We start from the raw sequence: 15,320 nt of genomic DNA, 5'->3' as shown, positions 1-15,320 counted from the left end.
CACCTTCCGCAAGCGCCATTTCGAAGGAGTCGGTCCATGCGCCCCCTGTTTTTTCCTGTTTTTCTGGCCCTCGCCGCCCCTGCGAGCGCCCAGCCGCCGCGTGTGGTGACCGACATTCCCCCGGTCCAGTCCCTGGTGGCCGCGGTGATGGGCGATCTGGGCCGCCCCGAGATCCTGCTGGACCAAGGCGGCGACCCGCATCACTTCCAGCTGAAGCCCTCGCAGGCCCGCGCGATCAGCGAGGCCGGTCTGGTGTTCTGGGTCGGCCCGCAGCTGACGCCCTGGCTCGACCGCGCGCTCAAGGGGCTCGGCCCCGACGCGCAGGCCGTCGCTCTGATCGAGGCCCCGGGCACCTACCGGCGCAGCTACGGCACGCCGGACGGGCACGATCATGACCATGAGGGCGAGGCCGATGCCGAAGATCAGCATCATGGGGCCGCCGCGCCGGACGCGGATCACGACGCGGACGATCACGCCGCCGAGGAAGAGCATCACCATCACGAAGGCACCGACCCCCATGCCTGGCTCGATCCCGAGAACGCCCGGGTCTGGGTGCTTCGGATCAGCGGCGCCCTGGCCGAGGCCGACCCCGACAACACTGCGGTCTACGAGGCGAATGCGCGGTCTGCGCTCGACCGGATCGCGACAACCGAAACCGAGGCGCGGCAAGTGCTGGCCCCGGTGGGCGACCGGCCGATCATGGTCTTCCATGACGCTTACGGCTATTTCGCCGAGCATTTCGGGCTGAGCGTGGCCGGGTCCATCGCCATGGGCGATGCCGCCGATCCGGGGGCTGCCCGGCTGACCGGGCTGCGGGACGAGCTGCGCGCCGACGGCGTCGCCTGTCTCTTCCCCGAGGCCCAGCACGACCCGGCCTATGCCGAGGCCATCGCCGAGGGCACCGATGTGCGGGTGGGCGCGCCGCTAGATCCGTCGGGCAGCACGCTCGCCTACGGCCCCGATCTCTACCCCGCTCTGCTGACGGGCCTCGCCCGGACCATCGCCGACTGCGTCACCGGCTCGGACGGCTGAGTCCCGACCGCGCGGGGACGCAGGTCAAAGATCGACCTCGACTGCCACGCCCTTGGCCCGGGCCGCTGCGACCGCCCGGGCCGCCACCGCCAGATCCTGCAACCCGACGCCGGTGCCGTCGAAAAGCGTGATGTCGTCCTCGGACTGGCGCCCCGGCGCGGTGCCATTGATGACCTCGCCGATCTGGACGATGTCGCCCGCGCCGATCAGCCCGACCGCGACCGCATGCTGGGCCTCGCCGATCTCGACCGACTGCGCCACCTCGTCGGTGAAGACCCTGGCGCGGGCGAAGATCGCCGCATCGATTTCCTGCTTGCCCTTGGTGTCGGTGCCCATGCAGGCCAGATGCGTACCCGGTCGGACATGGGCATCCATGAGCTGGGCCGAGAAGGAAGACGAGATCGTGACGATGACATCGGCCTGCGCGCCGAGGTCTTCCAGCGAGACCGCCTCGAAGGGCAAGCCGAGCCCGGCCGCAGTCTCGGCCAGCCGGGGCAGCATCTCGGGATGATAGTTCCAGCCGATCACCTTCTCGAAGGGGCGCTCGGCGACGGCGGCGCGCATCTGGAAGGCCGACTGATGGCCCGCGCCCAGGAGGCCCAGAACGCGCGAGCCGCTGCGTGCCAGGTGGCGGATCGAAACCGCCGAGGCCGCCGCCGTGCGCAGCGCGGTCAACAGGTTGCCGCCGACCAGAGCCGCGGGCCGGCCGGTATCGGGGTCGAACAGCACCACGGTCGACTGATGGTTGGTCAGCCCCCTTTCAGCGTTGCCGGGCCAGTAGCCGCCCGACTTGAGCCCCAGCACCTTGCCGGCACGATCAAAGCCCGACTTGAAGCCGTAAAGCGCGTCGGCATGGCCGATCGCCTCGCGGATCACCGGGAAATTACAGGCCTCATTGCGGGCCATGGCAGAAAAGACGGCCTCGACCGCCTCGAAGCATTGAGCGGCTGACACGAGCCCAGCAATTTCGCTTTCCGGAACGACAAACATCTTACCCCTGCACGATTTTTCGCAGAAAAATCGGGGCCCGGAGGCCCCGAGACGCCAGTCAGTAGGCCTTGCCGCGCGCGGAAACCGGCCAGAGGCATTCGACCGTACCGTTGCGCACCCCCACATACCAGTCATGGACATTGCAGGTCGGATCGCAATGGCCCGGCACCAGCCGCAGCTTGTCGCCGACCTTCAGAACGCCCTCGGGATCCGCGATCACCCCATGTTCGTCGGAGCATTTCACAAAGCGCACATCCTCGCGCCCGAACACGACGGGCAGGCCGCTATCGACCGATTGCGCCTTGAGCCCGGCATCGCAGATCGCCTTGTCGGCCTTTGCATGGCTCATCACCGAGGTCAGCAGGAACAGCGCGTTCTCCCATTCGCCGCGGTCGATCCGGTTGCCCTCGGCATCGAGGATGCGGCCGTAATCGGCATCCATGAAGGCGTAGGAGCCACATTGCAGCTCGTTATAGACGCCCGAGCTGCCCTCGAAATAATAGGAGCCGGTGCCGCCGCCACCGACGATGTCGCAGGCAAGCCCCTCGGCCTTCAAGGCCTCGACCGCCTCGCGTGCCATGGCCACGGCAATCTCGATCTTGGCCTTCCGGTCCAAATAGGAATCGAGATGCTGCATCGCACCCTGATAGGCTTGCAGCCCGGCAAAGCGCAGGCCCGGCGCGGCGTCGATGGCCTTGGCGATGGCGACGACATCCGCAGTTTCCGTCACCCCGCAACGCCCGGCGCCGCAGTCGATCTCGACCAGGCATTCGATCTCGGTGCCGTGCCGCTCAGCCGCCTCGGACAGTTCGGCCACGTTCGCCGGGTCATCGACGCAGACGAGCGTCCGCGCCCCCAGCTTCGGCAGCCGTGCCAGCCGGTCGATCTTGGCAGGATCACGCACCTGGTTCGAGACCAGCACGTCCTTGATCCCGCCCCGCGCAAACGCCTCGGCCTCCGACACCTTCTGGCAGCAGACCCCGCAAGCCCCTCCGAGCCGCTCCTGCAGCCTGGCGACGTCTACCGACTTGTGCATCTTGCCATGGACGCGGTGACGCATCCCGTGCGCCCTGGCCCAGTCGCCCATCTTCTGGATGTTGCGCTCGAGCGCGTCGAGATCGAGCACCAGACAAGGCGTCTGGATCTCGGCCTCGGCCATGCCCGGCAGGGCCGGAATGTCATAGCCCACCTCGAGCCCGTCGAACTCGGTCACGTCCTTCATCGCATTTCTCCCAGCTTTCGAGACGCGCCGCGCGCGCCGTGTTTCCCGTTCCGCGCCCGAGGCGCGTCGTCACGTCCTGCCTTGCGGCGCGGCTCAGACCGTCCAGGGCAGACGGTCGAGATCGACATTGCCGCCGGTCACGATCACGCCCACGCGTTTGCCCGCGAAAACCTCGCGGTTCTTCAGCACCGCCGCCAAAGGCACCGCCGAGCTCGGCTCCATCACGATCTTCATCCGCTTCCAGATCAGCTTCATCGCCTCGACGATCTCGGCCTCCGAAACGGTCAGGATATCGGTCACGTTCGACGAAACGAAATGCCAGGTCAGATCCTTCAGCGGCACCTTCAGCCCGTCGGCCACCGTTTCGGGCGCGTCGTCGGCGACGATATGGCCCGCCCTGAAGCTGCGATAGGCGTCATCGGCCTGCTCGGGTTCGGCGGCATAGATTTCGATATGCGGCGCGAGGCTCGACAGGGTCAGGCAGGTCCCGGACACCATCCCGCCGCCGCCGATGGGCGCGATCACCGCATCGAGATCGCGGATCTGGTCGTTCAGCTCGCGCGCGCAGGTGCCCTGCCCGGCGATCACCCGCCAGTCATTGTAGGGATGGACGAATTCGGCGCCGGTCCGGACCTCGACCTCGGCAAAGACCGCCTCGCGCGAACTGGTCGAGGGGTCGCATTCGGTGATCTCGCCGCCATAGCCGCGCACCGCGTCCTTCTTGGCCTGCGGCGCCGTGCGCGGCATCACCACATGGCAGGGAATGCCCCGGCGGCCCGCCGCGTAAGACAGCGACAGTGCATGGTTGCCCGAGGAATGGGTGGCAACCCCCTTTGCCGCCCTCTCGTCATCGAGCCCGAAGACCGCGTTGCAGGCACCGCGCACCTTGAAGGCGCCGGCCTTCTGGAAATTCTCGCATTTGAAGAAGAGCGAGGCCCCCGCCATGCCGTCGATGCAGGACGAAGTCAGGACCGGCGTGCGGTGGATGTAGGGGGCGATCCGCTCATGGGCGCGGATCACGTCGTCATAGGTCGGAATATAGAGGGGTCCGTGATCCTTCATGGCATCCTCACGCCGCCGCCCGCACGGGCGCGGTCTTGCTGTTGCGATAATGCTCCTGGGCGGCGGCAACGCCGCTGCCAAGCCGAACGGGCAGGCCAAGATCGGTCATGGCCATTTCGGCGGTGGCGATGCCCGACAGCGCCATCACGTCGCTCATCAGACCCAGATGGCCGATCCGGAACACCTTGCCCGCGACCTCGCCCAAGCCCCCGCCGAAGGCCACGCCATAGGCCTCGGCCGCATGGCGCACGATCCGGCCCGCATCGACCCCGTCAGGCGTGACGATGGCCGTCACCGTGTCCGAGCAAAGCTCGGGCCGGGCCGCGCAGGTCGTCATGCCCCAGGCGGCGACCGCGCGGCGCACGCCCTTGGCGATGCGGTGATGGCGGGCGCGCACGTTCTCCATGCCTTCCTCAAGCAACAGGCCGGTCGACACCGCCAGTCCGTTGATCAGCCCGACCGGCGGCGTATAGGGATAGTTGCCGCCCAGCATGTCGCGGATGTCGAAGAAACAGCGCGGCAGTCCGGCGGTTTCCATCGCCGCCAGGGCTTTCGGGCCGATCCCGACGATGGCAAGTCCCGCGGGCAGCATGAAGCCCTTCTGCGAGCCGGTCACCGCCAGATCGACGCCCCAGGCATCCATCCGGAAGTCGATCGACCCGATCGAGCTGACGCCATCGACCATCAATAGCGCAGGGTGCCTGGCCGCGGTCATGACCGCGCGCACGGCCGCGACATCCGAGGTCACGCCGGTCGCGGTCTCGTTATGGGTGACGAGAACGGCGCGGATCTCATGGGACTTGTCGGCCGCCAGTGCCGCGGCGAAAGCCTCGACCGGCACGCCCTCGCCCCAGGGGCGCTCGACGATCTCGACGTCGAGCCCGTGGCGCTGGCAGAGGTCGATCCATTTCCGCGAGAACATGCCATGGCGGGCGGCCAGAACCTTGTCGCCGGGCCGGAGCGTGTTGGTGATGGCGGCTTCCCAGCCTCCGGTCCCGGTCGCGGGAAAGATCGCGACCTCGCCTTCGGACAGGTGCAGCACCTGCTTCACTCCGGCCATGGCGGAGGCGAGGATCGGCCCGAAAGCGGCCGAGCGGTGATCCATCGTGGGAATGTCGCAGGCCCGGCGCAGGGACTCGGGCAGGTTGGTCGGGCCGGGCAGGAAGACGGGGTTCAAGGCGTGCATCGGGCGGTCCTTCATCTGGCATCCCAACGGATAGCGCCCGGTTGCGCTGCGGCGCAATTTTTTCTGAAAAGCTTTTCCGCAAGGCGAAAAATGCGATAAAGTATCGAATTATCAATGTGTTTATCGTGCCTCATATTTTGAAAAAACATTTCACTTTCAACGCGAAGGAACGATTCGGATGACCCAGCCCCGCCTGCGCGGCCGCCCGCGCGCCTTTCACGACAAGACCGAGCAGAACACGGTCCGCGCGCTCGACCGGGCGATGGGACTGCTGGCGGCGCTGAGCGAAACGAAGGGGCTGACGCTTTCGGAACTGGCCGCGCTGACCGACCAGAGCCCGGCCACTGTCTACCGGGTGCTGATCACGCTGCAGGGGCACGACATCGTGGAACTGGAAGACGAGGCGCAGCGCTGGCATGTCGGGCCCGGCGCATTCCGGATCGGGTCGGGCTTTCTGCGGCGCACCAATGTCGCCGAGCGGTCCCGGGCGGCGATGCAGGCGCTGATGCGGGCCACCGGCGAGACCGCCAATCTGGGGGTCGAGGATCGTGACGAGGTGCTGTTCCTGACCCAGGTCGAAACCCATGAGGCGATCCGGGCTTTTTTTCCGCCGGGGACGCGCGGGCCGATGCATACCTCGGGGATCGGCAAGGCGCTGCTGGCGCATCTGCCGCCCGTCCGGGTCGCGGCGATCCTGAAATCGAAGGGACTGCCGGGCTTCACGCCGCTGTCGATCACCGACGAGGCGGCACTGGGCGAGGATCTGGCCCGGACCCGGGCACGCGGCTATGCCATCGACGATCAGGAACGCGCCGACGGCATGCGCTGCATCGCGGCACCGATCTTCAACGCCCATGGCGAGCCGGTGGCGGGGTTGTCGGTTTCGGGACCCGCGTTCCGGATCCCGCTGGAGGCCGCGGCGCGGATCGGGACCGATGTCCGCGCGGCTGCGGATCAGGTCACGGCCGCAATCGGCGGCACGGTGGGTTTTCCGACTGCGGGGGAAAAATCCGCGTAGCGGATTTTTCGGGCCCGGGAGAAAACGAGTTTTCTGCGAAAACTCGGGGCCGGGCGGTCAGGGACGTCCCCAGCCCCCGCCGCCGGGAGTGCGGATCTCGAAGAGCGTCCCGGCCTCGAGCGCGACCTCGTCATTGCCCGCCCGCCGCTCGCGCCGGCCATCTGCCCATTCGACCCAGTTCTCGCCGACCGCCCCATCGCCGCCCCCGGCCGCGCCAAAGGGCGGAATGCGGCGGTGGGAACAGAGCGTCGTCACCGTCACCGGCTCGAGAAATCTCAACCGCCGGATCGCGCCCTCACCGCCCGCCCAGCGGCCCGCACCGCCCGAGCCCTTGCGGATCGAGAAGGACTCGAGCCTTACCGGAAACCGCCGTTCCAGCACTTCGGGGTCGGTCATCCGGGTGTTCGTCATATGGCTCTGCACCGCATCGCATCCGGCAAAGCCCGGCCCCGCCCCGGTGCCGCCCGCGATGGTTTCATAATTCTGGAACCGGTCATTTCCCCAGACGAAATTGTTCATCGTCGCCTGGCTGCCCGCGACGACGCCCAGCGCACCGTAAAGCGCGTTGCAGGCGGCCTGGCTGACCTCGGTATTGCCCGCGATCACTGCGGCCGGATAGGCCGGGTTGAGCAGGCAGCCCTCGGGCGCGATGATCCGCAGCGGCTTGAGACAGCCTTCGTTCAGCGGGATGTCGGCGCCCACCATCGTCCGGAAGACATAAAGCACCACCGCGCGGCAGACCGCGAAGGGGGCGTTGTAGTTGCCCTCGTGCTGGGGGCTCGTCCCGGTGAAGTCGATCACCGCCTCGCGCGCCTTGCGATCCACTCGCACCGCGACCTCGATCACGGCGCCATGGTCCATCGGATAGCGGAATTGCCCGTCCTTCAGCGTGCCGATCACCCGCCGCACGCTTTCCTCGGCATTGTCCTGGACATGGCCCATATAGGCGACCACCACATCCCGGCCGTAGCGGTCGACCACCTCCAGCAGCGCGCGCCGCCCGGTTTCGTTGGCCGCGACCTGGGCCTTCAGATCGGCCATGTTCTGCCTGACGTTCCGGCAGGGCCAGGGTCCCGAACGCAACACCGCCTCGGCCTCGGCCTCCAGGAGCCGCCCGCCATCGACAAGGCGCAGGTTATCGATCAGCACGCCTTCTTCCTCGATCCGTCGCGAGTCGGGCGGCGAAGACCCCGGCGTGCGCCCGCCGATATCGGCATGATGCCCGCGCGACCCCAGCCAGAACAGGATCTCGCCCTCCAGAAAGACCGGCGTCACCACGGTCACGTCGGGCAGGTGGGTGCCGCCGTTATAGGGCGAGTTCAGCATGAAGGCGTCGCCCGGCCGGATCGCGCCCGCATGGCCGCGCATCACCGTGCGGATCGAGTCGGACATCGAGCCCAGATGCACCGGCACATGCGGCGCATTGGCAACAAGATCGCCCCGCGCATCGAAGATCGCGCAGGAAAAATCGAGCCGCTCCTTGATGTTGACCGACCAGGAGGTGTTGGCAAGCGTGGCCCCCATCTGATCGGCCACCGACATGAAGAGGTTCGACATCACCTCGAGCAGCACCGGATCGGCCTCGGTCCCCATGGCGGGGGCGCGCCCGGCGGCGGCGCTGCGGGTCAGGATCAGGTTGCCCAGGCCATCGACCTCGGCGGCCCAGCCCGGCTCGACCATGTCGGTGCCGGTCGGTTCCGAGATGATGGCTGGCCCCTCGATCCGGGTGCCCGCCCCCAGCGAGGCGCGGGCATAAAGCGGCACCTCGACGGTTTCGCCGCCCAGATGCACCGCCACCCGGTCGGCGATTTCCGCACGGGCCTCGGGCGCCATGGCGGCAGGCGCCGCCCCGGTCTCGCCGATGGCCTCCACATCCAGCATGTCGACGATCAGCGCGCGCTCGGGCGAGGCAAAGCCAAAGCGCGCCCGGTGGACCTCTTCGAAATCGGCCTGCATCGCGGCAGCGGGGCCGAAGGGCACCTCCAGCGTCTGGTGCGAGCCCTCATAGCGCAGATGCGCGCGGGCCAGCCTGCGGATCGCCCGCCTGGCCACGCCCTGACATGCGACAGCCTCCTCGGCCCGTGCGGTCAGATCGGCCAGCGCCGCCTCGGCCCCGGCCGTGTCGGACAGCGGCAGGTCGAGCTGGCCTTCCTCCATCGCGCGGATCTCGGCCAGCCCCATGCCATAGGCCGACAGCACCCCGGCGAAGGGATGCAGGAAGACCCGGCGCATGCCCAGCGCATCGGCCACCAGACAGGCATGCTGCCCGCCCGCCCCGCCAAAGCACTGCAGCGTGTAGCCGGTTACGTCATGGCCGCGTTGCACGCTGATCTTGCGGATGGCGTTGGCCATGTTGTCGACGGCGATGCGCAGGAAGCCCTCGGCCATGTCCTCGGGGCTGCGTTCGGGCGTGCCGGTCTCGGCCGCGACCTCGCGGGCAAGGGCCGCGAACTTCTCGCGCACCGCCGCAACGTCGAGCGGCTGATCGCCCCCGGGACCGAAGACGGCCGGAAAATGCGCGGGCGTCAGCTTGCCCAGCATGACGTTGCAATCGGTCACGGTCAGCGGCCCGCCGCGGCGGTAGCAGGCCGGGCCGGGATCGGCACCGGCACTTTCGGGGCCGACCTGGAACCGGCCATCCTCGAACTTGCAGATCGACCCGCCGCCTGCCGCCACGGTGTGGATGTCCATCATCGGCGCGCGCATCCGCACTCCCGCCACCTCGGTCTCAAAGCTGCGCTCGAAAGCGCCCGCGTAATGGCTGACATCGGTCGAGGTGCCGCCCATGTCGAAGCCGATCAGCCGGTCGAACCCCGCGGCTTCGGCGGTCCTGACCATGCCGACGATGCCGCCCGCGGGCCCCGACAGGATTGCATCCTTGCCCTGAAAGAGCGCGGCATCGGTCAGCCCGCCATTCGACTGCATGAACAAGAGCCGCTCGCAGCCCCCCTGCCCCAGATCGAGCGCCTCCGCCACCCGGTCGACATAGCGGCGCAGGATCGGCGAGAGATAGGCATCGACCACGGTCGTATCGCCGCGCCCGACCAGCTTGATCAGACGCGAGGCGCGATGGCTGACGGAGACCTGGGTGAACCCGATGTCGCGGGCGATTTCAGCCAGACGATCCTCGTGGACCGGGTTCAGATAGCCGTGCATCAGCGCGATGGCGACGGCGCGGATGCCCTTGCCATGGGCCGCCTCCAGCGCCTTGCGGGCGGCCTCTTCGTCAAGCGGCACCAGCACTTCGCCCTCGGCATCAAGCCGCTCGCGGATTTCGGCCACTTCTTCATAAAGCAGCTCGGGACGGCGGATATCGAGATCGAAAAGCCGGGGCCGCGCCTGATAGCCGATCCTCAGAAGATCGCCGAAACCCTCGGTAATCAGCAGCAGCACCCGTTCGCCCTTGCGTTCCAGAAGCGCGTTTGTGGCGACCGTGGTGCCCATCCGGACCGCCCCGATGGCGCCTCGCGGCAGCGGCTCGTCCGGGCCGAGGTCCATCAGGTCGCGGATGCCCTGCACCGCTGCATCGGCATAGCGTTCGGGGTTTTCCGATAAGAGCTTGCGAGTCACCAGCCGGCCATCGGGCCCGCGCGCCACCAGATCGGTGAAGGTGCCGCCCCGGTCGATCCAGAAATCCCACATGCCGCCCGCCATACCGTCCCCCTCCTGCGCCGTTCCCCTGGTCGCGGCACCTTGTCCGGGCCGCCCGGCCGAGGTCAAGGCTGCATCCCGCGGCGGACATTTTTCCTCAAGAATCGGAAATTCACCTTGCGCCTTGGGGAAGATATTCCGATCCTTGACGTTCAGATCGCAGGAGGCCCCGATGGCGCAGGATCAGACCCGGCACAGGCTCGACGCGCTCGACCGGCGCATCCTGGGCGAGCTGCAAGCCGATTCCGGCCAGTCGCTGGACGAGATCGCCCGCAAGGTCGGGTCGTCCAAGACGCCGGTATGGAACCGGATCCGCAAGATGCGCGAGGCGGGCGTGATCCGGCAGCAGACGGTGATCGTCGATCCGAAGGCGCTGGACCGGGGGACTTGCTTCTTCGTGCTGATCCGGACCTCGGAACACGAGGCCGACTGGCAAAGGCGGTTCCTGCAGGCGCTTCTGAAGCGCCCCGAGGTGCTGGAAGCGCACCGGCTGGCGGGCGAGATCGACTATATCCTGAAGGTCCGCGTCGCCGATGCCACCGCCTATGACGTCTTCTATCAGGCGCTGATCTCGGACGTGCGGATCTTCAACGTCACGGCCTTGCTGTCGATGGAAGAGATCAAGGCGACGACGGTGTTGCCGGTCTGAGCCTCAGGTGTGCGCCTCAGTCCAGCCGGCGCCCGGACACCGGATCGAAAAGGTGCAGATCGGCGAGGTCGGCCACCAGCGCCATGCGGTCGGCGACCGGGGCCTCGGCCGCGGTCTGGGCAACAGCCGCCTGCCCGCCGATCCGGCCGTGCAGCAGCCGCGCGCCCCCCAGTTCCTCGACATAGTCGAGAGGGAAGGCGCCGCCCGGATCGGGCAACAGCCGCAGCGCCTCGGGGCGAAGCCCCGCCGTCACCGCCCCCCGGGATGCGCCACCGCAGGGGCCAGCACCGCGTCGCCGACCCGAAGCACGCCCGCCTCGACCGTCGCGTCGAACAGGTTCATCGCAGGCGCGCCCAGAAACCCCGCCACGAAGGTCGTGGCCGGGCGCCGGTACAGATCGAGCGGCGCGCCCTGCTGTTCGATCCGGCCGCCATTGACCACCACCAGCCTGTCAGCCAGCGTCATCGCCTCGAGCTGATCGTGGGTGACATAGACCGAGGTCGTTCCCAGCCGCCGGTGCAGCTGCTTGATCTCGCCGCGCATGTGGATGCGCAGCTTGGCGTCGAGATTGGACAGCGGCTCGTCGAACAGGAACGCAGCCGGTTCGCGCACGATGGCCCGGCCCATCGCGACCCGCTGGCGCTGCCCGCCCGACAGCGCGCGCGGCTTGCGGTCGAGCAGGTCCGACAGTTGCAGGATGCGGGCGGCGGTCGCGATCCGGCGGGCGATCTCGGCCTTCGGCATCCGCCGGTTCCGGAGCCCGTAGGCCAGGTTCTGCCGCACGCTCATATGGGGGTAAAGCGCATAGGTCTGGAACACCATGGCGATGTCGCGCTCGGCCGGTTCGCGCTCGTTCACCCGGGTCCCGCCGATGCGGATCTCGCCATGGCTGACCCGCTCGAGCCCCGCGATCATCCGCAGGATCGTCGACTTTCCGCAGCCCGAGGGGCCGACCAGCACCACGAATTCGCCGTCGCCGATCACCAGATCGACGCCTTTCACCGCCTCGACGCCGCCGGGATAGACCTTGCCGAGGGATTCAAGCTCGATGGCCGCCATGGTCTATTTCTCCTGCTCGATCAGGCCCTTCACGAAGAGCCGCTGCATCGCGACGACGACCAGCACCGGCGGCAGCATCGCCAGCGTCGCGGTCGCCATCACATAGTTCCATTGCGGTTCGGCATCGGCCACGTCGACCATGCGCTTGATGCCCATCACGACGGTGTAAAGGCTTTCATCCGTGGTCACGATCAGCGGCCAGATGTACTGGTTCCAGCCATAGATGAAGAGGATCACGAAAAGCGCCGCCATGTTGGTGCGCGAGAGCGGCAGCAGGATGTCGCGAAAGAACTTCAGCGGACCCGCGCCGTCGATCCGGGCCGCTTCGACCAGCTCGTCTGGGATTGTCAGGAAGACCTGGCGGAACAGGAACGTGGCCGTCGCCGAGGCGATCAGCGGCACCGCAAGCCCGGCATAGCTGTTCAGCATCCCCAGATCGGCGACCACCTTGAAGGTCGGCACGATCCGCACCTCGACCGGCAGCATCAGCGTCACGAAGATCAGCCAGAAGGCCAGATGCCGGAAGGGAAAGCGGAAGAAGACGATGGCGAAGGCCGACAGGATCGAGATCGCGATCTTTCCCAGCGCGATGGACAGCGCCATGATCAGGCTGTTGCCCATCATCAGCCCCAGGGGCGGCGCGCCCGAGGTCGACAGCCCCGCGCCGAACATCTGCCCGTAGGTTTCGCGCCAGTGATCGCCCGGCCAAAGCGGCACCAGCCCCGACAGGAAGGTGGTCGAGGGATGGGTCGAGGCGACGAAGGCCAGCCAGACCGGAAAGGCCACGACCAGCACGCCAAGGATCAGGACGGCATGGGCCAGCGCGGTCAGGACGGGACGGTTTTCGACCATGGCGGGCCTCTCAGTATTGCACGCGCCGCTCGATGAAGCGGAACTGGATGAAGGTCAGGACCATCACGATCCCCATCAGCACCACCGACTGCGCCGCCGAGGACCCGAGGTTCAGCCCGATGAACCCGTCCTGATAGACCTTGTAGACGAGGATATTGGTGGCCTGGGCCGGGCCGCCCCCGGTGGTGGCGTCGATCACCGCGAAGGTCTCGAACATGGTGTAGGTGATGTTCACGACCAGCAGGAAGAAGGTGGTCGGCGACAAGAGCGGAAAGACGATGGTCACGAAGCGCTTGACCGGCCCGGCCCCGTCGATGGCCGCGGCCTCGCGCAGGCTTTGCGGGATCGCCTGCAGGCCTGCGAGGAAGAAGAGGAAATTGTAGCTGATCTGCTTCCAGGCCGAGGCCAGCACCACGAGGATCATCGCGTCGCCGGGCTTCAGGCGGTCGTCCCAGGCATAGCCCAGCCCGCCCAACAGATAGGGCAGGATGCCGATGGTCGGGTTGAACATGAACCACCACAGCACCCCTGCCACGGCGGGCGCGACCGCATAGGGCCAGACCAGAAGCGTGGTATAGCCGCGATGGCCCCGGATCACCCGGTCGGCCGACACCGCCAGCAACAGCGCCAGCCCGATCGACAGCGCGGCGACCGAGACCGAGAAGACCAGCGTGACCTTGAAGGAATTCAGATAGCCCGGGTCGTGAAAGAGCCGGGTGTAATTGTCGAGCCCGACGAAGCGCGTGGAAAGCCCGAACGGGTCCTCGCGCAGGAAGGATTGCCGCACGGCCTGACCGGCGGGCCAGAGGAAGAAGACGAAGGTGATCAGAAGCTGAGGCGCAAGAAGGAGATAGGGCAGCCAGGGGCTGCGGTAGGTCGCGCGTCTGCTTTGCATTTTCCGTCCCTTCCCGGCGAAGGAAACGGGCCCGCGCCATCGAGGTCGCGAGCCCGTGGGTTCGTTTCGTCAGTTCACGGCGTCGGCGAAGTCTTCGATCAGCGCGTTTCCGCGCTCGACCACTGCGTCCAGCGCCTGTTGCGAGCTCTTCTTGCCCGCCAGCAGCGACTGGAATTCCTCGTCGATGACGGTACGGATCTGCACGTAGTTGCCGAAGCGCAGGCCCTTCGAATTCGGGGTCGGCGGATTCAGCGTGATCTCACGGATGCCCATGTCGGCGCCCGGGTTCTGGTCGTAATAGCCCTGCGCCTTGCCCAGATCATAGGCCGCCTGGGTGATCGGCAGATAGCCCGAGAACTGGTGCCAGTCGGCCTGCACCTCGGGCGAGGACAGATAGCTGAAGAAGTCGGCCACGCCCTTGTATTCTTCCTCGGAATGGCCCCGCAGCACCCACAGAGTTGCACCGCCGATGATCGAGTTCTGCGGCGCGCCCTCGACATCGTCGTAATAGGGCATCATGCCGAAGCCGACCGGGAATTGCGAATTGGCCATGACGCCCGCGCGCGAGGCCGACGAGTTCATGTACATCGCGCATTCGCCCGCATAGAAGGCCGGCGCCGCGTCGCTGCCGCCGCCCGGGCCGCCATACTTGAAGACGCCCTCTTTCTGCCAGCGGGCGAGGTTGTCCCAGTGGCGCACCTGCACCGGACCGTCGACGGTCAGCTTGGCCTCGACCGAGCCGAACCCGTTCTCGTCGGTGCCGATCGGCTGGTTGTGCCAGGCCGACAGGTTTTCCAGCTGGACCCAGCTGATCCAGCCGGTGGTAAAGCCGCATCTGGCCGCCCCGCTGGCCAAGATCGTCTTCGACATCGCCTCGACATCGGCCCAGGTCGCGGGCGCGGTTTCGGGGTCGAGCCCGGCGGCGGCGAAGATGTCCTTGTTGTAATAAAGGATCGGGGTCGACGAGTTGAACGGCATCGACAGCATGTTGCCGTCGGTATCGGTGTAATAGCCCACGACAGCCGGCAGATAGGCCTTGGGATCGAAGCTGGCCCCGGCCTCCTGCATCAGTTGGTAGACCGGGTAGATCGCGCCCTTGGCGGCCATCATCGTGCCGGTACCGACCTCGAAGACCTGCACGATATCGGGCTGCTCGCCCGCGCGGAAGGCGGCGATGGCCGCAGTCATGGTCTCGGTATAGTCGCCCTTGTAGACCGGCACGACCTCATAAGTGTCCTGGCTGGCATTGTAGCCCGCGACGATCTGTTCGAGCTTGCTGCCAAGCTCGCCGCCCATGGCGTGCCACCAGGTCACCTGGGTCTTGGCGGCAGCCGCTGTGGCGGTCAGGGCAAGCGCCGCGGCGCCGGTAAGAAGAATGCGCGTCATGGAGTGATCCTCCCGCTGTTCTGGTTGCGACCCGCGCAGCCCTAATCTCCAATTGTAACGGTTTCTCTTCATTCGCGCGCAAAGCTGTGCAAGCGGAGTGCCGCAGGGGTGCGCCGCAACCGCACCGCCTTAAGGACATGATCCCGATGTAAAAATGCCGCGCGCTCGTGACAGAAGGTCGGACAGCTTACGGGGACAGGTCCCGACGGCAACGGCCCGGGACCTGCGGCATTTCTTTTGAATGCAGGGAAAACCTCGCGGCATCGCCGCGAAACCAGCCGCGCCGCGTCACGAACAATTAAAGAACCTTGCCTTAGG

At 67.1% G+C, this 15,320-nt stretch carries 11 protein-coding genes and 1 pseudogene; 3 read left to right on the top strand and 9 right to left on the bottom strand.

Features of this window, described 5'->3' with window-relative positions; genetic code table 11:
- Positions 1 to 36 precede the first annotated feature (36 nt).
- On the top strand, positions 37 to 1,032 hold the full coding sequence (locus EV657_RS07450; protein ID WP_113670622.1) for a zinc ABC transporter substrate-binding protein: 996 nt from the start codon (positions 37 to 39) through the stop codon (positions 1,030 to 1,032).
- 24 nt (positions 1,033 to 1,056) lie between these two features.
- Here the strand turns inward: EV657_RS07450 and bhcD are convergent, their stop codons facing one another.
- From bhcD to bhcA, 4 genes are all read right to left on the bottom strand, one after another.
- Positions 1,057 to 2,022: an iminosuccinate reductase BhcD gene (gene bhcD, locus EV657_RS07445; protein WP_134077525.1), complete on the bottom strand. Its 966-nt coding sequence runs from the start codon at positions 2,020 to 2,022 to the stop codon at positions 1,057 to 1,059.
- A gap of 58 nt (positions 2,023 to 2,080) precedes the next feature.
- On the bottom strand, positions 2,081 to 3,244 hold the full coding sequence (gene bhcC, locus EV657_RS07440; RefSeq protein WP_134077524.1) for a 3-hydroxy-D-aspartate aldolase BhcC: 1,164 nt from the start codon (positions 3,242 to 3,244) through the stop codon (positions 2,081 to 2,083).
- A gap of 93 nt (positions 3,245 to 3,337) precedes the next feature.
- A complete protein-coding gene (bhcB, locus tag EV657_RS07435; protein WP_134077523.1) occupies positions 3,338 to 4,306 on the bottom strand; it encodes a beta-hydroxyaspartate dehydratase BhcB in 969 nt (322 codons plus the stop codon).
- A gap of 7 nt (positions 4,307 to 4,313) precedes the next feature.
- Positions 4,314 to 5,492 carry an L-aspartate--glyoxylate aminotransferase BhcA gene (gene bhcA, locus EV657_RS07430; protein ID WP_134077522.1) on the bottom strand — a complete coding sequence of 393 codons (1,179 nt, stop codon included), beginning with the start codon at positions 5,490 to 5,492 and terminating at the stop codon, positions 4,314 to 4,316.
- A gap of 178 nt (positions 5,493 to 5,670) precedes the next feature.
- On the opposite strand from bhcA, the gene bhcR reads away from it, so the two are divergent.
- Positions 5,671 to 6,510, top strand: coding sequence for an HTH-type transcriptional regulator BhcR (bhcR, locus tag EV657_RS07425; RefSeq protein ID WP_075787201.1), 840 nt, complete (start codon positions 5,671 to 5,673; stop codon positions 6,508 to 6,510).
- 57 nt (positions 6,511 to 6,567) lie between these two features.
- Here bhcR and EV657_RS07420 read toward each other — a convergent pair whose 3' ends face one another.
- The gene (locus tag EV657_RS07420; protein ID WP_243837506.1) at positions 6,568 to 10,164 is read right to left on the bottom strand and encodes a hydantoinase B/oxoprolinase family protein; all 3,597 of its coding nucleotides are present in this window, start codon (positions 10,162 to 10,164) and stop codon (positions 6,568 to 6,570) included.
- A gap of 169 nt (positions 10,165 to 10,333) precedes the next feature.
- Here EV657_RS07420 and EV657_RS07415 point away from each other — a divergent pair, with 169 nt between their 5' ends.
- Complete coding sequence (locus EV657_RS07415; protein ID WP_075787203.1) at positions 10,334 to 10,810, top strand: Lrp/AsnC family transcriptional regulator; 477 nt, start codon at positions 10,334 to 10,336, stop codon at positions 10,808 to 10,810.
- A gap of 16 nt (positions 10,811 to 10,826) precedes the next feature.
- On the opposite strand, the pseudogene ugpC reads toward EV657_RS07415, so the two are convergent.
- The 4 genes and pseudogenes from ugpC to ugpB form a co-directional block, all read right to left on the bottom strand.
- Positions 10,827 to 11,869: pseudogene (gene ugpC / locus EV657_RS07410) on the bottom strand (sn-glycerol-3-phosphate ABC transporter ATP-binding protein UgpC).
- A 3-nt stretch (positions 11,870 to 11,872) separates the two neighbouring features.
- On the bottom strand, positions 11,873 to 12,721 hold the full coding sequence (gene ugpE / locus EV657_RS07405; protein ID WP_075787205.1) for a sn-glycerol-3-phosphate ABC transporter permease UgpE: 849 nt from the start codon (positions 12,719 to 12,721) through the stop codon (positions 11,873 to 11,875).
- Between the two features lie 10 nt (positions 12,722 to 12,731).
- The gene (gene ugpA, locus EV657_RS07400) at positions 12,732 to 13,616 is read right to left on the bottom strand and encodes a sn-glycerol-3-phosphate ABC transporter permease UgpA (protein ID WP_113670613.1); all 885 of its coding nucleotides are present in this window, start codon (positions 13,614 to 13,616) and stop codon (positions 12,732 to 12,734) included.
- 69 nt (positions 13,617 to 13,685) lie between these two features.
- The gene (gene ugpB, locus EV657_RS07395) at positions 13,686 to 15,002 is read right to left on the bottom strand and encodes a sn-glycerol-3-phosphate ABC transporter substrate-binding protein UgpB (RefSeq protein WP_075787207.1); all 1,317 of its coding nucleotides are present in this window, start codon (positions 15,000 to 15,002) and stop codon (positions 13,686 to 13,688) included.
- Positions 15,003 to 15,320: the final 318 nt, after the last annotated feature.

It is taken from the genome of Rhodovulum visakhapatnamense (assembly GCF_004365965.1).
Lineage (GTDB): Bacteria > Pseudomonadota > Alphaproteobacteria > Rhodobacterales > Rhodobacteraceae > Rhodovulum > Rhodovulum visakhapatnamense.
Note: the sequence above shows the minus strand (reverse complement) of the source record. Positions and strands in the feature narration are given on the sequence as shown.